General features: G+C 60.0%; 19 protein-coding genes. 14 read left to right on the plus strand and 5 right to left on the minus strand.

Features of this window, described 5'->3' with window-relative positions; genetic code table 11:
* Positions 1-155: 155 nt before the first annotated feature.
* The 8 genes from BSY240_RS21150 to BSY240_RS21185 all read left to right on the plus strand — a co-directional run bounded on the left by BSY240_RS21150 (position 156) and on the right by BSY240_RS21185 (position 8,131).
* Entirely contained in the window at positions 156-416 is a 261-nt protein-coding gene (locus BSY240_RS21150) for a CopG family ribbon-helix-helix protein (protein ID WP_069043632.1), read from the plus strand.
* Positions 417-466: 50 nt separating this feature from the next.
* The gene (locus BSY240_RS21155) at positions 467-796 is read left to right on the plus strand and encodes a hypothetical protein (protein ID WP_150127511.1); all 330 of its coding nucleotides are present in this window, start codon (positions 467-469) and stop codon (positions 794-796) included.
* A 275-nt stretch (positions 797-1,071) separates the two neighbouring features.
* Positions 1,072-3,333 carry a TonB-dependent receptor gene (locus BSY240_RS21160; RefSeq protein ID WP_069043634.1) on the plus strand — a complete coding sequence of 754 codons (2,262 nt, stop codon included), beginning with the start codon at positions 1,072-1,074 and terminating at the stop codon, positions 3,331-3,333.
* Between the two features lie 205 nt (positions 3,334-3,538).
* On the plus strand, positions 3,539-4,447 hold the full coding sequence (locus BSY240_RS21165) for a cation diffusion facilitator family transporter (RefSeq protein ID WP_069043635.1): 909 nt from the start codon (positions 3,539-3,541) through the stop codon (positions 4,445-4,447).
* 18 nt (positions 4,448-4,465) lie between these two features.
* Complete coding sequence (gene queF, locus BSY240_RS21170; protein WP_069043636.1) at positions 4,466-4,930, plus strand: preQ(1) synthase; 465 nt, start codon at positions 4,466-4,468, stop codon at positions 4,928-4,930.
* Positions 4,931-5,006: 76 nt separating this feature from the next.
* Positions 5,007-5,357 (plus strand): hypothetical protein, encoded by a 351-nt coding sequence (locus tag BSY240_RS21175; protein WP_069043637.1) that lies wholly within the window; start codon positions 5,007-5,009, stop codon positions 5,355-5,357.
* A 932-nt stretch (positions 5,358-6,289) separates the two neighbouring features.
* Positions 6,290-6,967, plus strand: coding sequence for a hypothetical protein (locus BSY240_RS21180; protein ID WP_069043638.1), 678 nt, complete (start codon positions 6,290-6,292; stop codon positions 6,965-6,967).
* 96 nt (positions 6,968-7,063) lie between these two features.
* Complete coding sequence (locus BSY240_RS21185) at positions 7,064-8,131, plus strand: hypothetical protein (protein ID WP_150127512.1); 1,068 nt, start codon at positions 7,064-7,066, stop codon at positions 8,129-8,131.
* A gap of 51 nt (positions 8,132-8,182) precedes the next feature.
* Here BSY240_RS21185 and BSY240_RS21190 read toward each other — a convergent pair whose 3' ends face one another.
* Positions 8,183-8,599 (minus strand): hypothetical protein, encoded by a 417-nt coding sequence (locus BSY240_RS21190; RefSeq protein ID WP_069043640.1) that lies wholly within the window; start codon positions 8,597-8,599, stop codon positions 8,183-8,185.
* A 249-nt stretch (positions 8,600-8,848) separates the two neighbouring features.
* Between BSY240_RS21190 and BSY240_RS21195 the strand changes: the two genes are divergently transcribed.
* Positions 8,849-9,187, plus strand: a complete 339-nt coding sequence (locus BSY240_RS21195; protein ID WP_069043641.1) for a hypothetical protein — start codon at positions 8,849-8,851, stop codon at positions 9,185-9,187.
* Positions 9,188-9,197: 10 nt separating this feature from the next.
* Positions 9,198-10,076: a CsgG/HfaB family protein gene (locus BSY240_RS21200; RefSeq protein ID WP_054148495.1), complete on the plus strand. Its 879-nt coding sequence runs from the start codon at positions 9,198-9,200 to the stop codon at positions 10,074-10,076.
* Positions 10,077-10,200: 124 nt separating this feature from the next.
* Here the strand turns inward: BSY240_RS21200 and BSY240_RS21205 are convergent, their stop codons facing one another.
* Entirely contained in the window at positions 10,201-10,704 is a 504-nt protein-coding gene (locus tag BSY240_RS21205; protein WP_069043642.1) for a hypothetical protein, read from the minus strand.
* 449 nt (positions 10,705-11,153) lie between these two features.
* Between BSY240_RS21205 and BSY240_RS21210 the strand changes: the two genes are divergently transcribed.
* Positions 11,154-12,650, plus strand: coding sequence for a protein adenylyltransferase SelO (locus BSY240_RS21210; RefSeq protein WP_069043643.1), 1,497 nt, complete (start codon positions 11,154-11,156; stop codon positions 12,648-12,650).
* A gap of 14 nt (positions 12,651-12,664) precedes the next feature.
* On the opposite strand, the gene BSY240_RS21215 is transcribed toward BSY240_RS21210, so the two are convergent.
* On the minus strand, positions 12,665-13,552 hold the full coding sequence (locus BSY240_RS21215; RefSeq protein ID WP_069043644.1) for an SDR family oxidoreductase: 888 nt from the start codon (positions 13,550-13,552) through the stop codon (positions 12,665-12,667).
* 106 nt (positions 13,553-13,658) lie between these two features.
* Between BSY240_RS21215 and BSY240_RS21220 the strand changes: the two genes are divergently transcribed.
* Complete coding sequence (locus BSY240_RS21220) at positions 13,659-14,474, plus strand: helix-turn-helix transcriptional regulator (RefSeq protein ID WP_069043645.1); 816 nt, start codon at positions 13,659-13,661, stop codon at positions 14,472-14,474.
* 61 nt (positions 14,475-14,535) lie between these two features.
* On the opposite strand, the gene BSY240_RS21225 is transcribed toward BSY240_RS21220, so the two are convergent.
* Positions 14,536-15,069: a DUF992 domain-containing protein gene (locus BSY240_RS21225; RefSeq protein ID WP_069043646.1), complete on the minus strand. Its 534-nt coding sequence runs from the start codon at positions 15,067-15,069 to the stop codon at positions 14,536-14,538.
* 238 nt (positions 15,070-15,307) lie between these two features.
* On the opposite strand from BSY240_RS21225, the gene BSY240_RS21230 reads away from it, so the two are divergent.
* Positions 15,308-15,739 carry a pyridoxamine 5'-phosphate oxidase family protein gene (locus tag BSY240_RS21230; protein WP_069043647.1) on the plus strand — a complete coding sequence of 144 codons (432 nt, stop codon included), beginning with the start codon at positions 15,308-15,310 and terminating at the stop codon, positions 15,737-15,739.
* A 228-nt stretch (positions 15,740-15,967) separates the two neighbouring features.
* Positions 15,968-18,529 carry a GcvT family protein gene (locus tag BSY240_RS21235; protein WP_069043648.1) on the plus strand — a complete coding sequence of 854 codons (2,562 nt, stop codon included), beginning with the start codon at positions 15,968-15,970 and terminating at the stop codon, positions 18,527-18,529.
* A gap of 74 nt (positions 18,530-18,603) precedes the next feature.
* Here BSY240_RS21235 and BSY240_RS21240 read toward each other — a convergent pair whose 3' ends face one another.
* Positions 18,604-20,385 (minus strand): ATP-dependent nuclease, encoded by a 1,782-nt coding sequence (locus BSY240_RS21240; protein ID WP_069043649.1) that lies wholly within the window; start codon positions 20,383-20,385, stop codon positions 18,604-18,606.
* Positions 20,386-21,211: the final 826 nt, after the last annotated feature.

Raw genomic sequence — 21,211 nt, forward strand, 5'->3', positions numbered from 1 at the left:
GCTTCGGCGCCCCGAATTGTTTCGGCGATAGACGCAGATCCGTGTCCGGGGGGCTAACGGCTCTTCCGACGGAGCTGCCGTTAGGTTGCTGTTTGACAGCATGTACACTCCGTAACACTATTCCTTGAAGCCAAGCCGCAAGGAGCAGTGATCTGATGACCAAGGTCGTTTTGACCACTGAAATCGACGCCGGTCTCAATCAGGCGCTTCAAGAGATCGCGCGTTTCGACAAACGCTCGGCTTCCGACCTAGCAGATCAGGCTATCCGAAATCTTGTGGAGGAGCGCGTCGCGACGCGTGAACTGGTACGTCATGGACTTCGTCTCGTTGACGCAGGTGACGTCAAGGCCGTGGACAGTGCAGAGGTGCACCGCTGGCTGATGTCTGACGAGGACGATTTTCCGGCGGCGCGCTGAAGTCCATGCATCTCCGCTACCTTCCGACTGCCGAGCCTGGCCTTCGATGGATGCGCGACTACTACAAGCGTCATCCGCAACTGGACATCGTGGCGGCGTCGGCAGCCTTGGCCACAGCGGAGCGGACGATCGTCAATCATCCCGAGAGCGCTCCACGCTTCGAGGATTTCGAGCGTGTTCGAGAATACCACATCCGCGGGACGCACTTTGCATTGCTGTATGTGGTGACTGCTGGCCAGATATTGATCATCTATGTTCGCGACACCGTGGACAGAGAAGCGTGGATAGGCTTCGCAAGTTCCTTGCTGATCAAGCCACGCTGTTTTCCGAGAAGTGACTGTCTGGTTTTCGTTATCTTCGCGAACGCGCGGGCAACCTGAGTACCGGCGTCTTCACCCGTCCTTCTCGAATAATGATAAAAACTCTCAAGATTTTTTCCTCCCCCTGAAAAATCCTGCTGACCCGATCGTTTTTCCGTTGGCAGCCTGCGTCTGAGCCGGTGGTCTCAACGCTCATGGTCCCGTCGTTTGACGGCTTCGGTGAGCGTTGAACCCGGTGAAGCGGCCGCATGCGCGCGCAGCCTCGGTTCGAGGGACTGCGCTTTGCGGCAAGGCTTAGACGCTGCTGATCGTGTATTGGTAACAGGGGACTTTTTATGCACATGTCGAGGGGAACTCACACGCGAAGCCTGAAGGCGAGCAGGCGGAGCATTGTTGCAGGCGTTTCGCTTCTGGCGATCTCGGTCGTTTCGGCGCATGGCCAGGATGCGACCAGCGAAGACGGCGCTAACGAGAACGGTGATACGAGGCTTGCGCCGATCGTGGTGACGACGACGGCCGAAGGCCAGCCGCCGGCCTCGGGAACGGTCGGTCAGCCGCCGGAAGCCTATGCCGGCAACCAGGTGGCCAAGGGTGCGCGCCTCGGTTCGCTCGGCAATCGTTCAATCATGGAAACGCCGTTCAGCATCACGGCCTATACGGCAAAGCTGATCCGCGACCAGCAGGCGCGCACGGTCGCCGACATCACGCTCAACGACCCCTCCGTGCGCTCGGATGCGCCTGCGTTCAGCGAACGCGATTCCTTCTTCATCCGTGGCTTCTCGGTGGTCAATCTGGACGTGCTCTATGACGGGCTGCCCTATATCGCCAATCCGCGTCGAAGCTACCTTGAAGGCATCGAGCGGGTCGAGGTTCTCAAGGGACCGACCGCCTTCGTCAATGGCGGTATCGGCCGTGTCGGCGGTACCGTCAATCTCATCCCCAAGCGCGCCGGCGACGAGCCGCTGACCCGCCTGACAACCACCTATATCAGCGACGGCCAGTTCTGGAACCATCTCGACGTCGGTCGCCGCTACGGCACGGCCGGCGAATGGGGCATTCGCGCCAATGGCTCCTACCGCTTCGGCGATACCGCCATGGACAGCAACGAGATCAAGGTCGGCGTTGCCTCGCTCGGTCTCGACTACGAGGGTGAAGACGTGCGCGCCTCGCTCGATCTCAGTCATTCTGACCAGCAGATCGATGCACCGACATCGCTTTTCAATGCGGCAGCCTCCGGCATTGCGATCCCGGATGCTCCCGATGGCCGCATCAACACGGCAAGCCCGTTTGAGTATCACGACAGCACCCACAGCATGGCGGCTGCCCGTGTCGAATATGATTTGCTGGACAATACGACGCTTTATGCTGCCGTGGGCGCCAGCCGCTATCGCGAGGACTTCCTGACCTCGTCCTATACGATCAACAATGCGAACGGCAATGCGACCTCTGAGCTTGCGATCCAGCCGCAGCAGATCGACGGCTATTCCGGGGAAATCGGCATCCGTTCAGAGTTCGAGACAGGCCCGGTCAACCACAAGGTCAATCTCTCGGTGCAGACGAGCCTCAACGAGAACTACCGTGGCGGCTTTGCACCCGGTGCACTCGGGCTGCCCGGGTCCTATTCGATGAACATCTACAATCCGAGCTATCTGCCCGCTAGCGCCGTGAGCAATCTCAATCTGCCGACATCGGACAACCTGCCGCTGTTTGCCGACCTCTTGTCCACCAGCGTCGCGTTTTCGGACACGCTGGGTTTCTTCGACGAACGTCTCGAGGTCACGCTCGGTGGCCGCTACCAGGAAATGCGCCAGAGGGGCTTCAACACCCGGCCCGATCGCGGGACGGTTGGCGTGCAGAACTACTACTATGACGAAGCGCGGTTCAGCCCGGCCGTCGCCGCCAATCTGCGCCTGATGGACGGCCTCTCGCTCTATGCCAACTATGTCGAGGCGCTGACGGAAGGGGCGATTGCCCCGGCCGCCGCTGCCAATGCCAACGAGGTGTTCCAGCCCTTCGTCAACGAGCAGAAGGAAATCGGCTTCAAATACGATCTCGGCAGTGTTGCGTTTACCGCCGCCCTGTTTGAGATCCGTCAGGCCAGCGGCTATACCACGGCAGCCACGAACATCTATTCGGTTGACGGGCTGCAGGTAAACCGTGGTGTCGAACTGTCAGCCTTCGGTGAGCCGATCGACGGCTTGCGGCTCCTGGGCGGTGTCACCTTCCTCGATGCTGAGTTGGCAAGAACCCGGAATGGCGCCTTCGACGGCAAGGACGCGCCGGGGGTACCGAAGACGATGGTCAGCCTTTACGGCGAGTATGACCTGCCATCGATCGAGAACCTGACGCTCACCGGTCGGCTCGTCTACAGTGGCAGTACCTTCTACGACCAGGCCAACACGCAGAAGGTCGATGGCTGGACCCGCGTCGATCTCGGTGCGCGCTACAAGTTCGAACGCGAGAACGGCAAGCCGATCGAAATCCGGGCGAATGTCGAGAACGTCTTCAACGAGAACTACTGGGCATCGTCCGCGCGTGGTTTCCTCGCGGCCGGCGCACCCCGGACATTCATGCTCTCCGCCTCCTTTGATTTCTAGGCGTTGATAACATCCTGACGAAGGAATTGGCCGCGCCGTTCACGGTGCGGCCTTCCGGTTGTGTGCAGAGAGCATCTCCTGCCTTGACCTTTCCTCAACCCTTCGGCATTACGCTCACACTTCAACGAACCGCCCGCTTTGCCGGGCGGTTTTGTCGTTTCTGGAATTGCGTCTGCAATTCACTCGCATCTGCAGGGAAAAGGCCATGGTGGCTGACAACAACACGTTCGTTCGGCGGCTCGCCCTCTTTGGCATTCCGCTCGCCTTCGGGGTCATGGGGCTGAAGCTTTGCGCCTGGTGGGTGACGGGTTCGGTCGCGCTGCTGTCCGATGCGCTGGAATCGACCGTCAACGTGATTGCCGCCTTCCTTGCCTATTTCGTCATCCGCTATGCGCAGAAGCCAGCGGATGACGATCATCCCTATGGCCATCACAAGGCGGAATATCTTTCGGCCGTTCTCGAGGGCGTGCTGATCGTGGTGGCGGCACTGCTCATCATCCGCGAGGCGATCCCGGCCCTTCAGAACCCGACCTTGCCCGACGCACCCTTCCTCGGGCTCGCGATCAACGGCCTTGCCGCCGTCATCAACGCGGCCTGGGCAACGCTTCTGATCCGCGTTGGCAGAAGCCACCGTTCGCCAGCGCTTTCGGCCGATGGTCAGCACATCATGTCGGACGTTGTCACCTCCGTCGGGGTCATCATCGGTCTCCTGCTGGTGCTGGCGACCGGCTATGCGATCCTTGATCCGGTGCTCGCGATCCTTGTTGCGCTCAACATCATCTGGCAGGGCTGGAAGGTGATCGCACAGTCCGTCGCCGGGCTGATGGATGTCGCCGTCTCTACGGAGGAAGCCGAGGCGATCCGGCAGGCGATCAAGGAGAATTCGGAAGGGTCGCTGGGCGTCCATTACCTGCGCTCGCGCCGGGCAGGGGCTGCAACCTTCGTCGCCTTCGATCTGGTCGTGCCCTCGAAGATGAGCGTGCGCGATGCCCATGTGATCTGTGACCGGCTGGAAATGGCCGTGCACAAGGCTGTGCCCGGCACGCGCGTTACCATTCACGTTGAACCCGAAAACGAGATGGCGCATGGCGCCGGCATCGAACTCGGGCGCTAAAATTCAAAGGATCCTATCATGAGCAAGACCGATACTTCAGGGCTGACCCAGCTCGGCCAGAGCGTCGATGCGCCGACCAGCCCCGAGACTGCCGTTCTCGAGCGCGTGCCGAACGGCAATGCCGGCACTGACTATGTCGTGCGCTTCACAGCACCCGAATTCACCTCGCTCTGCCCGATGACCGGCCAGCCGGATTTCGCCCATATCGTCATCGACTACATTCCCGGCGACTGGCTGGTGGAATCGAAGTCGCTGAAGCTCTTCCTCTTCGCCTTCCGCAATCACGGTGCCTTCCACGAGGATTGCTCGGTTTATATCGCCAAGCGCATCGTCGAACTTCTGGATCCCAAGTGGCTCCGCATCGGTGCCTACTGGTATCCGCGCGGCGGCATCCCGATCGATGTCTTCTGGCAGACCGGCGAGCCGCCAAAAGGCGTCTGGCTCCCCGAACAGGGCGTCGCCACCTATCGCGGACGCGGTTGATCTCAAACGCTTCGGATGACTTCCCGCGCCCGAAGCGCTAGCCTCCGGCCCGTTGCATCCGGATCGGAGGCCCTACATGCCAAAGTTTCTTGCCGTCTATACGATGAAGCACGAGGACTTCGCGCGTTTTCGCAACCTGCCCAAGGCCGAGCAGGATGCGATCGATGCCGAGGGGATTCCGAAGTGGATGGCCTGGGAGGAACGCAACGCTGCCGCCATCGTCAATCGAGGCGGCATGGTTGGCAAGACCACGCGCGTCACCAAGGATGGCATTGCCCCGGCGACAAATGGGATCTGCGGCTATCTGATTGTCGAAGCGGAAACGGCAGAGGCGGCAGCCCGGCTTTTCGAAGACCATCCGCATCTCACCGTCTTTCCCGGTGATGGCGTTGATATCATGCCCTTCGTCACCGATCCGCCGGAATGAGGCCAGCCTCTGCGGTAGTCCTGTCAGCACACATACCTAAACACGGCGGCCAAGGTGCCGCCGTTCGCATCTGCGCCTCTTGGAATGGGTCGGGATCAGCCGAAGACGATCAGAGCGTCGCTGGCGACCGTCACCAGACCAAGCCTGCTGTGTCCCTCTTGCTCGGTTGAGCCAGAGCGTCCGGATATTCGGTCCCGCCGATCGGCAGTTGGCGATGATGGACGACGTTCGCGCAAGTGGTTTGCCGCTGTCCAAGGGAAACACAGCGCAAATCTACGTCGGATAGCGGAGGTCACATCCCAAATCTCAATGATCGCAACCCACTTCTCGTTGTCACTGAGACTGGGCGCCACCGCCCTGTCAGAGCCCCCTCCGGCCTGAAGTAAAATGTCACAAATACTTGAAACCGATCGTCTACGGTCGCGGCTGGGGGCTCTGGGTGCCGAAATGCCGGACCTGTGCCACGCCAAATTTGGGGATGTTTGCCGAAGGAATGGTGGCTCTTGCAACCATTGGTATTCAAGCATCTGATTCGAAAACCGTTTTTGACCGTCCGCCAGTGTCATTAATCATCACTAATTTTGTGTTAATAAAGTATTGATCGAAGCAACGAGGGTGTGGTTCTATCTCGTTGGGTTGGTTGTCTCCTAGGCTTTAGTATTGCGCTACATATATAAATATAATTCGATATCTATCGTGGCGTTTGTAACGGCTTTGGGGGCACTCGGCGCTGCTTCTATATCGAGAGATATGTCGTTTAATTGTTTCCGTTGATAAACGGCGACTTTGTGTGAATCAAAATATACATCGTGATTCTCCAGAATAGTCTGGAGGGTGGTAAGCTCTGTTGTCTTGTACGGCCTAATCTCTGTCTGAGGTGGTTGAGTACGGATTGAAATCGGGGCGATAGATTAAAACAGAGGAGAGAGACTATGAAAACTATTCTCGCAGCTTCGGTCATTGCATTGATGGCCACTTCCGCAATGGCGCGTGGCGGCGGTGGCTACACTCCGCCGCCGCCGCCGCCGGCGCCTGAGATCAACATGAATCAGGTGTTCCAGGGTATCCAGGCCGCGCTGAACAAGATCGAAGGTGGCGAAGACGTCAGCGACGTCACTCAGACGGCTCTGAATGCTGCCAACCTGATCAACCTTCCTGATGAAGAGCTCGATGTTGTCACGCAGACAGCAGCTGGCGCACAGCTGGCGGCCAACTATGTGAACTTCTCCGAAGACCTGTCGGATGTCACGCAGTCGGCGACGAACGTCCTGAACTCGCTGACCGTCGATTCCGTGACGGGCTCGATCACACAGACGACGACCGCCGGCCAGGCCGCGTTGAATGCGGTTGAGGGTGTCGGTTCCTATGGCTGGAAGCATGGGAAGGGCGGTTACGGCAGCGATGACATCTATGATGTCACGCAGACGGCCCTGAATGCCGCAAACCTGGTTTCGCTCGGCAGCGTCAGTGACGATCTGAACATCGTTCAGACCTTCACCACCGGCCAGCTCGCTGCGAACTATGTCGGTGCGCTCGACAACGTATCGAAGATCACTCAGAGCGCGACGAACGTCGCCAACTCGATCGGTGCAATCGCCGCGGGTGAGTGACTTGTTTGGATGGGGGCGAGTGTCAACTCGCCCCCGTTTCTTTCCAACAGTTGTCTGAGGGGGTCCGGTTCATGATGAGCCGGGATGCGTGTTTTCATGTTCCGGAGTTTGCGAGTTTCCCTCGCAGTTGCCTGTGGGGTCGCCATGGTGGTGCCCGGCTTTCCGGCCGCGGAACCTCTCGAACTGCTCGCGTCTGACGAGGCTGCGCGCTCGACCCAGATCATTCAGCGTTTCGCGGGTCAGCAGGATGCGACGCAGGTGCTGAACTGGACGGCGCCGTCATTAGCGGTTGGGGTTCGGCAGACAGCCAGCAATGCGGGCAATGTTGTCGACATCGATGACAAGGCGCTTGAGAGTGTGCGTCAGGATTTTGACGGAAAGCAGCTTTCGCTGAATGAAATCGTGCTGAACACCGTTGCTGCCCTGGAGTCGATCGAGCAGGATGCCTCCAATATTGGCAATGCCGTGATTGGCGGCGATATCGGCAATGTCGAGCAATACTTCGCTGACGGTTCCGTGCAGCACGCGATGAACCATCTGATCCTGCCTGAATTGCCGAACACGGTGCGGCAGTCTGGCCTCAACACAATGAACCTCGTCTATTCCGAGCAGTCGGTGGCGCTGAGTTCGCAGAATTTCACCAAGCAGGCCGAGCAGGTCGTCGACAACAGACTGAACATCACCGGGGCCGGTGGCGGCGGAGCGATTGTCCAGGAGGGCACCAATCTTGGCAACATCATTATCGCGCGCAATGTCGATGAGGTGGTGCGCGATTTCTCCGGCGATCAGGTCATCAACAATGTCGTGACGCTCCAAAATGGCGCGCGCTGGGGTTCGATCAGCCAGAACGGCATCAATATTGCCAACTATATCGAGGCCGAGAGCATCGGTTATCTCCGCCAGACATCCAGCAATGGACGGCAGATCGTCAACAACCGGGTCGAGCAGGTCACGCTCGATGGTCTGACGCAGACGATCACTTCGCCGAACATCACCCAGAATTCGAACAACTATGTCAACGTGATCGTCTTGAAGAAAGCTTTGCCGGACGGCACGTCGCAGGTGGTCGATGTGCTGCAGTCCGCCGAGTATGGCCAGACCGTCCAGGGGGCAAATGCCGGCGCCGTGTCTCAGACCGGCAATGCGGTCGTGATCGAGCGCTAATCGCTCAGCAATCGCGCGTCGTCCAGGCGGTGATCTACCATTTCAGTGAGATCAATAATCCGCGCAGGCCGGGTCCTGGCACCATTGCGGGAACTCGATCCATGGTGCGTCGGGCCATTGTGTCGGCTTCGTCTCCATGTAGGACGCGGCCGCACGGAGGTAGTTATTCTGCGCCTTCACCAGTTTTGTCGAGCAGATATAGGCGGCATGTTGCTTGATCAGCTTGCCTATACTGTCCTTCGCGCCCTGATCCACGGTATTCGGCACGGGCTGGTTAAGGGCGGTAAAGTAGGCGTCTATCCCGGTCATGACGCTCTGCGGCGAGCCGCGGACGTAGGTTTCGCAGGTCGCGCCGGTTCGCTTCAGCTCCACCATGGCACGCACCATGTTCTCCACTGCGTTCGTCTCGGACGCTGCCGGTGAGGCCCCAAGGACCACTGCAAGTGTCAGATATGCAAATTTACGCATTGGAATCGCCTATACAATCGCTTGTCGTTTAAAGATTCTTGCTTCATCCATCTTCTATTGTCCAGCGTTGTGATTCGCGTGTCCGTTGTTGTGCGGCGGTGTTGTCTTTAAGCAACGAACTTGCGGTCACTTAACTGCTCTGTTGTTTTTTATGTAGATTTCCGCTGTCTCTCGCTGGCTTTAGTGCTATCCAAACCCTTGGTTATTGGGTGGAATGAGATGGGTAACCTATAAATTTATGGGGGTTTTATGATCAATTCTCGGCATGTCGCCTGGCTTCTTGCGCTGGGTCTCATAAGCCCTGCTGCTGCCGTCGCGAACGGCCTCGGTGAGGATCGCCCCTACCAGTTTCGAACGCCCAACGAGCGCCAGGTGCTTCTCAATCTTGAGCGCACCCGCCTCGAACTGCAGGGCGAGTTCCCGGCGACCGGCGTTGGATCGGCTGCCGGTCTCGGCACGCAGCAGACCGGCAATGCCACGACCATCACGATCAATGGCTCTGGAAATACGATTACTGTCGATCAGGACAATTCCGGTGATCAGACGATCACCCAGACCGACAGCAACAATTCCATCCTGAACAATTGAGGCTTGGGGCATGACTTTTGGTAAATTCCGCAGCCTCTTGCTTGCTCCCGTCCTGTTGCTCGCCGCATGCCAGTCGCAGACGGCCGAGAAGGCCCCGAAGGAACCTTTCCTCGGGCCTGTTCCGATTGCGACGCGCACGCCGGTCGACGCAGCGCTTGAATGCCTGAGTAAGACGCCCGAGGTGCAGCGCTATCCGCGCATGTTTGCCGTGCACGTCATCACCGACCAGACTGGTCGCTATTCCTCCGAAGAAGCCGGTAACTACCTGCCGCGCGACAGCGCCGGCATGATGGTCTCGCTGCTGCAGAAGGCTGGCGTAAAGCAGGTCAACCGATCGAACACGGCCGTTTCCGAATGGGAAATTGCCCGAGCCCGAGAGCAGATCCTGGGCGACGGCGGCAATGTCGTCGTCGGCGATGAGAGCCTGCCGTTCCGCCCGCTCGTCAAGGGTGCGCTGCGCGGCTCCGATTATGTCATCGATGGTGTGATCACGCAGCTCGACTTCAACACCTATTCCGATGGCATCGAGGCAACCGTGGGTGGCGGCGGCGGTGGCGCCCGCCGGTTTGCCGTGACGGCGGCCGTCGACATCCGGGTCACCGACACCAAGTCGACGCGCATCGTCAGGGCCAAGTCCTATTCGAAGCAGGCCGTCGGGCGCGAAGTCTTCGCCTCCGTCTTCCGCTTCTTCTCCGACGAATTGTTCGACATCAAGATCGGCACGAAGTCACAGGAAGGCCTGCAGGCCGCGGTTCGCTGGACACTCGCCGATGCAACCTATGATCTGGTCAAGGAGTTGACCGGCCACAAGGGCGCCTGCGACGTCTATCTGCCCAAGGCGTCCCAGGACGATCGGGCCGAGACGACAGTGGTCGCCTCGGCCAATTGAGCCCTTTCCGACTGCATCAGGAGTGGCGCCGCTGCGGCGCCGTTCGCCATGACCCGACAGTCAGGCCTTTCAGTTGTTTGTGTTCAATAATTCCACTCGATCCGTTGAAGACGCACGCCCGTCTTCACTTCTCCACGCCCAGCACTTCCGCGCAACGCGACAGGCTGAAGCCGTCGCCATCGGTGTCGTTGCTTGCACGGATGCTGGTGATTGCGCCCGAGGCGTCACTGTTGATCTGCAACTCACAGAAGAGCCGCTGATACTGCGGCGGCGTGATCATCTCGGGTTCCCAGAAGGGATCACGGGTCATGACGCGTGTCTGGGTCACGACCGTCTGGCCGGATCCGTCGGTGCGGGTTTCCGTACGCACGATGGTGCGGTCCGGTTCCGGGCTTGAATAAGTCGGCGGGATGTAGCGTGTCTTGTCGCCGCCGCGCCAAGTATAGATCTTGCCGGATGACAGCGGATATTCGCTCTCCGGCGGACCATAGGCTGCGAAGAAGCGCTCGACAGGCTGGCCGATCCAGCGCGACTGCAGGGCGCGATTGGCATCCTCCGTCGTCGTGCAGCCGGCAAGCAGCGTAAGCGGCAGAAGAAAAGCGGCGATCAGGTTTCGGGCGGGGCGCATTTGGTTCTCGCAAGACGGGTGCGTGGTGAGGTCTTCAGTCGTACTGCGTCGGGGGCATGGCCCGCAAGATGGTGTGGTGCCCTGTCGGGCAGAAGCTCTGGTCCAATCCTGGTCGTGTCGACTGATGGGGCTGGACCGCCTGCGTTTTCCCCGACAGCTGCCTCTTCTATGCCGATTTTCGCATGGCGAGTGTTCTGCCCTTCAATCACGTCGCGGGGACGTTGCGGGGCTGCAGTCCATCGACTATCCGGCCGTTTTCGCTTGGTCCCGGCGGTTGGCGGCTTGCCGGCCTGGGCCGAGCCCTTTCTCGGCCTGAACGCGCCGCTCCTTCCCACCGGCACCGCTCTCCGCGGAAAGACCGGCAGCGCCCCGGTCAGAACCCGCGGGCTGAGCCGCGGTTCGGCTTGTCTCGTGACAGGGTAGTCCCATATCAGAGGAAAGCCAAACACATGTCCGCTCCTTCGCGGACAAGGAGTGCCATCTTGTTTTCCTTCGACAACAGTTATGCCCGCCTGCCGCAGACCTTCCACCGGCCGGCCAGACCCGCTGCCGCGTCCGCTCCGAAGCTGATCCGCTTCAACAAGGACTTGGCCGATGAACTCGGCCTCGATGTCGCTGACGCCGACGAGGGGCGGCTTGCGCAGGTCTTTGGCGGGCAGATCATTCCGGTTGGCGCCGAGCCGCTCGCCCAGGCCTATGCCGGTCACCAGTTCGGCCATTTCAATCCACAGCTCGGTGATGGCCGTGCCCTGCTGCTCGGCGAAGTGATCGACCGTGCGGGCAGGCGGCGGGACATCCAGCTCAAGGGTTCGGGGCCGACCGCCTTCTCGCGCAATGGCGATGGCATGGCGGCTCTTGGCCCGGTCTTACGCGAATACATCGTCTCGGAAGCTTTCGCCGCGCTCGGCGTGCCGGCCACCCGGGCACTCGCCGCGGTTTCGACGGGTGAACAGGTCGTCCGCGAGACCATGATGCCCGGTGCGGTTTTCACCCGCGTCGCGGCAAGCCATGTCCGCGTCGGAACCTTCCAGTTTTTTGCAGCGCAAGGCGACGAGGCGGCGGTCCAGACGCTCGCAGACCACGTGATCGATCGCCACTATCCCGAGGCGCGCGATACGGACAATCCTTACCTCGCCATGCTGACACTGGTCGCCGAACGGCAGGCGCGACTGATCGCCCGCTGGCTCTCGATCGGCTTCATCCATGGGGTGATGAACACCGACAACATGGCGATCTCGGGCGAGACCATCGATTTCGGCCCTTGCGCCTTCCTCGATGAATACGATCCGCGCAAGGTGTTCTCCTCGATCGACCAGCGCGGCCGCTATGCCTATGCCAACCAGCCCGGGATCGGTCAGTGGAACATAGCCCGGCTTGCCGAATGCCTGTTGCCGCTCCTCGATGCGGATGAGGAGAAGGCGATCGAGGCGGCGAACGGTGTTCTCAAGGCCTTCGGCGACGTCTTTCAGGATGCGTGGCTTGAGTTCTTCAAGTCCAAGCTCGGTCTGGCGGGCGAGGGGCCTGACGATCGGCTGCTGATCACCGACTTCCTCGAACTGATGCATCAGGGCGAGGCCGATTTCACGCTGACCTTCCGCACCCTTTCGAAGGTCGCTGGCGGGGCAGCCGTCGAGACGTTCACCGATCTCTTCATCGTGCCACAGTCGGGCCTGTCCGACTGGCTCACCCGCTGGCGGGCCCGCATCGTTGATGACCGCACAGCCGCCGAGCGGCAGGCTGCGATGGAAGCGGTCAATCCGGCGCTGATCGCCCGCAACCACCGGATCGAAGAGGCCATCGCCGCTGCCGTCTACGGCGACTTCTCCTTCTTCCACCGGCTGGTCGAGGCGCTTGCCAATCCTTACGCGGAGGATCCCGACACCGCGGACCTGCGTGTGCCCCCGACGCCAGAGGAGCGGGTGACGCGAACCTTCTGCGGCACGTAAGCGCCGCAGCGATGTCAGTTTTGATGCATGGCCGCGAGGTCAGCTAGCAGCGAGGGACCCGATGGGGCCCAGCCCAGCTCAACCCGCGTCGATGCCGACGATGCCGCCATGTCCAAAACCGCGAAATGCGCCATTGCGCCGAGCTCTTCGCCGGCCTCCCCTGGCGCGATGGATCTCACCGGCAGGTTGAGGCTCTCACCGATCGTTTCGGTGATGTACCGAATGCGGATGCCTTCTTCATCCACCGCATTGTAGCGCGCGCCGGGCGTCGCCTTCTCCGTCGCCAGGCGATAGAGGCGGGCGGCATCGCCAATATGGCAGGCCGACCAGCGGGCCTCTCCGTCGGCGACATAGACGGCCTCTCCCTTGGCGCGGGCGATGTCTATGAGATAGCTCACAAGGCCTTGGCGCCGCGTGTCGTGGATCTGTGACAGGCGGATCGCCGACACATTGACGCCTTGCTCGAGCAGATCCTGTCCGGCGCGTTCGGATGCGGTACGCGGATTCCGCTGATCGAGGTTCAGCACATCTTCACGGGCCATCTCGCCGGGGGCAGGGGTGCCGATACCCACCGCCGAGGTGATCAGCAGGGGACGGTCCGATCCGGCCAGTGATGCCCCGAGCGCCGCGATCGCTGCCGCGTCCTTCCGGCAATTCGCCGCGTAATCGGAGAAATCGTGGTCGAAGGCGAGATGGATAACCGCATCGGCCTTTTCCGCGCCCCGCGTCAGGGTTTGGGGTTCCTCAAGCATGCCCTGATGCACCTCAACCCCTTGGGCTCTCAGTTTGCCAGCACCCTCTGCAGATCGGGTGAGGCCGAGGATCTGATGGCCGGCGGCCTTGAGTTCCGGTATGACGGCCGAGCCGATGAAGCCTGTCGCGCCGGTGACGAAAATACGCATGTGCTGTCCTTTGCTGTTGTATCGCGACAAGCAATGGCAGATCCGTTATCCTGTTAAAGTAGTGACTTTATCATGGTATAATCGCTTCCCGGATCGCGTTCCCGTCATGGCCACCACCACACTCGCCACCTTCCTTAAAGATCGTCGCACGCGCCTCGACCCCGCCACCTTCGGCCTTGCCGGTCGGCGCCGCACGCCGGGGCTTCGGCGAGAGGAGGTGGCGCAGCGCGCCAATATCAGCCCGACTTGGTATACCTGGCTCGAACAGGGGCGCGGCGGTGCGCCATCCGCCGACGTGCTGAACCGCATCGCGCGTGCCATGCTGCTGACCGAGGCCGAGCGGGAGCACATGTTCATGCTCGCTTTGGGCCGTCCGCCCGAGGCCCGCTGCACCTCTGTTGACGGTGTGAGCCCACGGCTGCAGCGCTTCATCGACCAGCTGGAGACCTGTCCTGCCGTCGTGAAGACCGCCACCTGGGAGGTGGTCGCCTGGAACCGGGCTGCAACGCTGGTGCTCTCCGACTACGGCAAGCTGCCCCCCGGCGAGCGCAACATGTTGCGCTTCGTCTTCTGCAATCCGGAGGTGCGTGCCAAGCAGCATGACTGGGAAACGATCGCCCGCTTCTCCATCGCCGCCTTTCGTGCCGACGCCGCGCGCGCGGGTGCTGTGTCGCAGATCGGCGCCCTGGTGGAGGAACTCTGCGAGAAAAGCGAGGACTTCCGACGGATCTGGAACGACAACGAGATCAGCGTGCCGGGCGAGGGGCATAAGCGGCTGGTGCATCCGGTCTTCGGCACCATCGAACTGGAGTTTTCCTCTTTCGCCGTTGATGGTCGCGTCGATCTGAACCTGATGATCTATACCCCGGTCGATGCCGCCGTGGCCGAGCACATCCGCAAGCGGGTGCTGGAAAGCGCCTGATGACGAACAAAAAGGCGCCCCTTTCGAGGCGCCTTTTCTCTTGTCCGACGGATGCGGCCGATCAGATTGCCGACGGCTGCAGCGTCATCGAGGTGCCGGTTGCTGCGATGTTCAGGCCGATCTGGCCGGAAATGCTGACGGGCTGCAGGTGGATCGCGCCGGAGGTGCCGCCGAACAGCACATTGGCACCGATGCCGGCGCCGACGGTCGCTTCTGCGGTTGCGCCGCCATAAAGGCCGCCGAGCGAGCCCTTGTGGTAACCGGCGGTCGGGGCGAAGACGGCCCAGATCACGCGGCTCTGGGTGGTGAAGCCGAGGTCGACGCCGAACTTCTTGATCGAGCCGGAATAGGTGTCGAGCGGCTCGCCGTCGATCACGGAGGTGAAGGCACAATCGGCTGTTTTGGCAGAGCCGAGGACATAGCCGAAGCCGCCGCCGATCTGGCAATCCAGGTAGCCGATACGGACACCGCCGACACGGTCGCTTTCGATGGCGATGGGGGCAGGGGCCGCGCCGGTCATGTCTGCGGCAGCGGTGATGCCGGCCGAGGTGAGGACGGGGAGGGCGGCGAGGGTGAGCGTTACGAATTTCTTCATGGGATTTCTCCTTCCATGTTCTGCTGCCCGCGGGGAGGTTGGCCGTTTTCGGCTTCTCGGGCAGCGTGGAACAACGCCTATCGGCAAAGATTGATCCAACTGAGGCTGAAGATAGGCGGCAAGGTGGCGATCCACCGGCTTATCGGCCCAAGGGGAAACGACGTCGCGCCGGGCTTCCCTTGCCGGAACATTCGCCCCGTTCGGCGCTTGTCCCGGACACCCAAGCAGGAGGCCTCCCATGACACTCACCCTTCCCGACCTCGCCAAGAAGATGCAGAAGATCGACTTCTGCATGATGATCACCAAGTCCGAATTCGGCGCCATCGCCAGTCGGCCGATGAGCAATAACGGCGATGTCGACTATGACGGCGACAGCTACTTCTTCTCCTATACCGACACCCGCAAGATCCGTGAACTGACCGCCGATCCGACCGTGTCCCTCACCTTCACTGCGCCGCCCAGCCTGCTCGGCAAGCCTGGCATCTTCGTCGCCGTCTCCGGGCGCGGCAGCCTGATTGCCGACAAGGCCGTCTTCGAGGCGCATTGGACCAAGGATCTCGATCGCTGGTTCCCTGAAGGTATCGACACACCGGGCCTCGTGATGATCAAGGTGCATGCCGAGAACATCCAGTATTGGGATGGCGAGGACAACGGCGTGATCCGCGTCTGATCTCCAGGTCCGTCAGCTGCGAGATGGGGCGTCGACTGTAGTCGGTGCCCCATCTCGTTCCCGACGCGACATCCTCTCTGCCCATCCCGCCGCGATCAGACGGATTTTGCAGTGCAAACGGGTCGTGCGTCTCTTGCAGAATGTCGCAGACAGGCTGCAATTGTCTTTGCCCGCCTCTTAAGATCGGCACTACATCATCCACTCCCAGACATCAGGGTTCACAAGGCTATGGCAGAGTTTCCGACCAAGGCGAAAGTCGTCATCATCGGTCTAGGCGGCATCGTCGGCGCGTCGATCGCGCATCATCTCATCGAGCGCGGCTGGGACGATATCGTCGGCATCGACAAGTCGGGCATTCCGACCGATATCGGCTCGACCGCGCATGCCTCGGACTTCTGCTACACCACGTCCCACGACTATCTCTCGGTCTGGACCACCCAGTATTCGATCGATTTCTTCGAGAAGATGGGCCATTACGCCCGCATCGGTGGCCTCGAAGTTGCCCGCACCGGCGATGACATCTGGATGGAAGAGATCAAGCGCAAGCTGTCGTCGGCCAAGGCGTTCGGCACCCGCGCGCATTATGTTTCGCCGGCTGAAATCAAGGCACTCTTCCCGCTGATCGAGGAAGACCAGGTCATGGGTGGCATGTTCGACCCGGATGCCGGCCTCGTCATTCCGCGCTCCCAGACCGTTGCCGGCAAGCTTGTCGATGCGGCGGAACAATCCGGCAAGCTCAAGTCCTTTGCCAATACGCCGGCCCAGTCCCTCATCGTCGAGGGTGGTCGCATCAAGGGCGTCGTCACCCATCGCGGCACGATCATGGCCGATCACGTCGTGGTCTGCGCCGGTCTCTGGGGCCGCCTGATTGCCGAAATGGTCGGTGAGGATCTGCCGGTCATGCCGGTCGACCATCCGCTCACCTTCTTCGGCCCCTATAACGAGTTCGAAGGCACCGGCAAGGACATCGGCTATCCGCTGCTCCGCGACCAGGGCAACTCCGCCTATATGCGCGACACCGGCGACCCGAAGACGTCTGAAGGCGGCCAAATCGAATGGGGTTATTACGAGCAGCACAATCCGCGCATGTGCCATCCGCGCGAGCTCCTCGAAAAGCACGAGGCGCGCCTCTCGCCCTCGCAGCGCGACCTCGACATGGAGCAGATCATCGAGCCGCTCGAGCGCGCCATGGAGCTCACCCCGATCCTCGGCGAACTCGGCTATAACGAGAGCCATTCGTTCAACGGCCTCCTGCAGGTCTCCGCTGCCGGCGGCCCGTCCTGCGGCGAAAGCCAGAAGGTGCGCGGCCTCTGGTACTGCGTCGCCATCTGGGTCAAGGACGGCCCGGGTTATGGCAAGCTGATCGCCGACTGGATGACCGACGGTCGCACCGAGATCGACCACAATTCGATCGATTACGCCCGTTTCTATCCGCACCAGCTGACCGAAGACTTCATCGCCGGCCGCTGCTACGAGGCCGCCCAGAAGATCTATTTCCCCGCGGTTCACACCCGCGAACCCTATGCATCCGGTCGCGGCGCCAAGCGCTCGCCGATGTATGAGCGCGAAGTCGAGCTCGGCGGCTACTTCATGGAACTCGGCGGCTGGGAGCGTGCGCATGGCTACGCCGCCAACGAGCACCTGCTGGAGAAATATGGTGATCGCGTTCCGGTCCGCGCAAACGAATGGGACAACCGCCACTTCTGGCGCGTCTCGAATGCCGAACATCTGGCGATGAGCGAGGATTGCGGCATCGTCAACTTGAGCCACTTCCACATGGTCGACATCGAAGGTCCTGACCATGTCGAGCTCCTGGAATGGCTCTGCGCCGCGAAGATCGGCGGTGACGGCAATATCGGCAAGGGCATCTACACCCACTTCCTCGACGACGAGGGCATGGTGCGCGCCGACTTCACCGTCTTCCGCCTCGCCGACCGCTGCCGCCTGGTCAACGGCGCCGATGCCGGCCCGCGCGACTTCCACTATATGAAGCGCGTGGCGCAAGATCGTGGCCTCGATGTCACCATCACCGACACCTCGGAAAAATACATCACCATCGGCATCTGGGGCCCGAACGCCCGCGTGACGCTGAAAAAGGCCGTGGCCGACCCGGCTGGTCTGGACCCCGAAAACTTCCCCTTCGCCGCGATCAAGCAAATCGAAATCGCCGGCAAGCCGGTCACCGCCTTCCGCATCTCCTATGTCGGCGAGCAGGGCTGGGAACTGCACATGAAATACGAGGACGGCCTCACTGTGTGGGATGCCCTTCGTGCGACGGGTGTGATGGCCTTCGGCGTCGAGACCTATGCCAACTCGCGGCGTATGGAAAAGAGCCTGCGCCTGCAGAACGGCGACCTGCTTACCCAGTACAACCTGATCGAAGCCGATCTCGCCCGTCCCAAGGTCAAGGAAGCCGATTTCCGCGGCAAGGCCAAACATCTCGAATACAAGGCCCGCGATAAGCAGCCGGCGATGCTCTGCACGCTCGTGATGACCGACAATGTCGACAAGTCAGGCACCGCCCGCTACCCGGTCGGTTCGATGCCGGTGATGGACCCCGCTACCGGCGAAGTCCTGATCGACAGCCTCGGACGGCGCTCCTACACGACGTCTGTGGCCTTTGGCCCGACGATCGGCAAGAACATCGCGCTGGCCTATCTGCCGGCGGACTATTGCGAGGTGGGGCGGAAGCTGAATGTGGAATACTTCGCCGAGAGCTTCCCGGTCGAGGTCGCGGCGGTGGGGTATAAGCCGCTGTATGATCCGGAGAACTTGAAGCCGCGCAGCTGAGGGCAGGGCGGTTTGTTCAGGGGGGAATGGACCCGTCGGTTGGGAGACCGGCGGGTTTTTTGTCGGGGCTTTGGTCACTCAATTTGCATTTTGCCGAATTCAGCGAGTTTGCGCACGAGCTCTTGCATGTCGTCAGGTACCTCACCGACGTGCATTGCATCAATGATCGCATTTGCTGTTACGCTCACTGAAAAGTTGTCAGAGAGATATTTGTTGACTGCGCTAAGCGCGTCTTTAGCTGGAACGAGTCTGTGCCAAGCATTCTTGTCTTTCCATTGTTCTTCAAATTCTTTTAGAAGTTGTTCATGGACAGTAGCTTGATGTCGTCCCGACGGGTTCTCCTTTTCGAAACGGCTCCGGAAGTCAAGGTATTGGGCTGATACGTAAGTTTTGCGCTCGTCACAAAACGATGAAAGTACTGCGCCAACATCCAAACGCTCCGAGTCTCGCATTGCGTTCCCGGAACGCTTTGCATGTTCCGCAAGTCGGTGGCGTGCGGCGCGCTCTATAGCGGTCGCATGGAGGACATAGCTCTCGATTTCTTTGCAGTTGTGCAATACCGCTAAGTCGCAGAATTCCATGCACTTCTCGGTTATGTGTGCACACTCGTCTGCGCTCCGATAGTCTTTGTCCAATATGGCGGCCGCTCGGATCCTGCCGCCAAGCGTTGCTTCCATGCCTGCCTTGAGATTGCGGATTCTCTCTGGATTGAAGCCATCCACGGGTACAACAGCAAAATCACGTCTATTCCCAACCGACTCTGCACCAAGTTTACGCGCGAAACGTCCTAGGATCTGGAAGTCTTTGCCTTCCACGAACAGCACCCTTCGTGTCTTGGCTAATTGTGTTAGAACAGGATTCAAACTTGACCCTATGACCGAAAATACGCTCGTTAGTTGTCCGGGGTCTTTTATGCGCCGAGCTGCGGCTTTCCCCTTGGCGACCAAAAGAATGTCGTTGGCTTCCGCCTCTGTGATCATCTCCGTCGAGTGTGTTGCGAGTAGTATATCTGGCCCAATGGATTTCAATATTTCTAATAACTGCCTCTGCAGTTCCGCATGAAGGTAAATGTCTGGCTCATCGATGAGGAAAAGTGAAACGTCCTTTGATTGTATAATGTGGGTTAGCATCTGGCACCAAACTTGGAATCCGAAGCCTGCCCAAAACAGCTCTCGAGGTTTCCGTTCTTCGGGGCAGTACATATGAAGTCGCGGCTTTTGATGGGTCCTGTCAATTTCTGGTGGATTGATGTCCATCCCTGGCCACGTTTGTCGAAGTAAATCTCTAAACTCCTCAAATCGTTCTGGGTAATGGTGCCATATATTGCGAAAATTTCGCGCCGCTGTGTAGCTGAATAGCGCTAGGCGTGCGGCTTCCTTCTCGTATAGCTGTTCGTGGTGGTCTACAGGGCCAAGAATTGGAACAAAACCAATTGGGCAGTTAAATTGCTTCGGGAAATTTGTGGGAGATCCGTAGGGCTTGCCCTGGGCGTCGGGTATCAACAAGCATACACCCTGTTCAGGAAAGTATAACGTTAAAGCGTTTCCGTTGGATAATTGAAATGTAACTGTTGCTGCCTCATCATCATCATAATTGTAAAAAATGTTCTCTTCAGCCACGGATATTGTCGAAAGCTCTATGTCGTACCCTAGAGTCAGACCGCCGGGGCCCTTCACGGCTGTCGCCTTTCGGGCATTCGCTTTGCGCATCGCTGCCGCAAGTATACGGAAGGCCGCTAGTATCGTGGATTTCCCAGCGTTATTCGGGCCCACCAGTATATTGAAGTGCCCAAGTTTCAGCGTAAATCGTTTGAATGCTTTGAAACGGACGAAGTCAACTTGCGTGAACTGATGCATGTTTGAGCCACAGTTTGTTGCATTATCCGTCGAAGGTAGTCGATGCTCGATCTGACGACAACCTGCGGGCGTTGGATTCGAGTGACGTATCGAACCTGGAAATAGCGCAAATCTTCACTTCGTTCCCAAGTTGGTGCGGCCCAAGGCTTCAAGCTCCGTGGTTTGCCTATCAAGGAAGGACGGCTAGGGGCGGCCCTACCTCCCCCCATGCGGGGGAGGACGGAAAATCGAAGGCTTAGGCGAGCGTAAGTCGCCTAAACTTCAGATTTTCCTGGAGAGGGGCACAGTTTCGTTGGTACTGACATCACCGAGCCCCCCTCTTGCGATTTCAGATGTTTAGGCGGCTTGCGCTCGCCTAATTCATCGAAATCGCTTTCTCCCCCGCAAGGGGGGAGATAGGCGTCGCGCAAGACGCCATTGCCCCTTATCCCAATCACTTCAGCCCCTCATCCGCCCTTCGGGCACCTTCTCCCCGCATGCGGGGAGAAGGCCAGAACGGCCACCGCTTGCGCCTCCCTCTCCCCGCCTGCGGGGAGAGGGTAGGGTGAGGGGCAAAGCCACAAACTCGGCATTTCCCGCAAAAAGGGGGATGAATCTCGAAAATCCCTCAACAAAATCAACAAAACAAATTTTTTTCATCCCCGCCCATTTCCCCTGTTTTACCCTAGTCCCCGTCCCGCCCTCGGATACACCTGACGATGCGATGTCAGGCGAGGCGGGGCCTGCGCCGGGGTGGCGTGCTCTCGCAGGCACAAATCCCCGGCCCGCTGCAACGGTCTCCCTCCGGACGAAGGGGTGGAAGTGATGGCGGACGGTCGGATGCCCG

Origin of the sequence: Agrobacterium sp. RAC06 (assembly GCF_001713475.1) — a bacterium.
Classification (GTDB): domain Bacteria; phylum Pseudomonadota; class Alphaproteobacteria; order Rhizobiales; family Rhizobiaceae; genus Allorhizobium.

Coding starts and splice junctions, on each gene's coding strand:
- BSY240_RS21150 (WP_069043632.1), top strand. CDS start 156: ATGACCAAGGTCGTTTTGACCACTGAAATCGACGCCGGTCTCAATCAG.
- BSY240_RS21155 (WP_150127511.1), top strand. CDS start 467: ATGCGCGACTACTACAAGCGTCATCCGCAACTGGACATCGTGGCGGCG.
- BSY240_RS21160 (WP_069043634.1), top strand. CDS start 1,072: ATGCACATGTCGAGGGGAACTCACACGCGAAGCCTGAAGGCGAGCAGG.
- BSY240_RS21165 (WP_069043635.1), top strand. CDS start 3,539: ATGGTGGCTGACAACAACACGTTCGTTCGGCGGCTCGCCCTCTTTGGC.
- queF (WP_069043636.1), top strand. CDS start 4,466: ATGAGCAAGACCGATACTTCAGGGCTGACCCAGCTCGGCCAGAGCGTC.
- BSY240_RS21175 (WP_069043637.1), top strand. CDS start 5,007: ATGCCAAAGTTTCTTGCCGTCTATACGATGAAGCACGAGGACTTCGCG.
- BSY240_RS21180 (WP_069043638.1), top strand. CDS start 6,290: ATGAAAACTATTCTCGCAGCTTCGGTCATTGCATTGATGGCCACTTCC.
- BSY240_RS21185 (WP_150127512.1), top strand. CDS start 7,064: ATGTTCCGGAGTTTGCGAGTTTCCCTCGCAGTTGCCTGTGGGGTCGCC.
- BSY240_RS21190 (WP_069043640.1), bottom strand. CDS start 8,599: ATGCGTAAATTTGCATATCTGACACTTGCAGTGGTCCTTGGGGCCTCA.
- BSY240_RS21195 (WP_069043641.1), top strand. CDS start 8,849: ATGATCAATTCTCGGCATGTCGCCTGGCTTCTTGCGCTGGGTCTCATA.
- BSY240_RS21200 (WP_054148495.1), top strand. CDS start 9,198: ATGACTTTTGGTAAATTCCGCAGCCTCTTGCTTGCTCCCGTCCTGTTG.
- BSY240_RS21205 (WP_069043642.1), bottom strand. CDS start 10,704: ATGCGCCCCGCCCGAAACCTGATCGCCGCTTTTCTTCTGCCGCTTACG.
- BSY240_RS21210 (WP_069043643.1), top strand. CDS start 11,154: ATGTCCGCTCCTTCGCGGACAAGGAGTGCCATCTTGTTTTCCTTCGAC.
- BSY240_RS21215 (WP_069043644.1), bottom strand. CDS start 13,552: ATGCGTATTTTCGTCACCGGCGCGACAGGCTTCATCGGCTCGGCCGTC.
- BSY240_RS21220 (WP_069043645.1), top strand. CDS start 13,659: ATGGCCACCACCACACTCGCCACCTTCCTTAAAGATCGTCGCACGCGC.
- BSY240_RS21225 (WP_069043646.1), bottom strand. CDS start 15,069: ATGAAGAAATTCGTAACGCTCACCCTCGCCGCCCTCCCCGTCCTCACC.
- BSY240_RS21230 (WP_069043647.1), top strand. CDS start 15,308: ATGACACTCACCCTTCCCGACCTCGCCAAGAAGATGCAGAAGATCGAC.
- BSY240_RS21235 (WP_069043648.1), top strand. CDS start 15,968: ATGGCAGAGTTTCCGACCAAGGCGAAAGTCGTCATCATCGGTCTAGGC.
- BSY240_RS21240 (WP_069043649.1), bottom strand. CDS start 20,385: ATGCATCAGTTCACGCAAGTTGACTTCGTCCGTTTCAAAGCATTCAAA.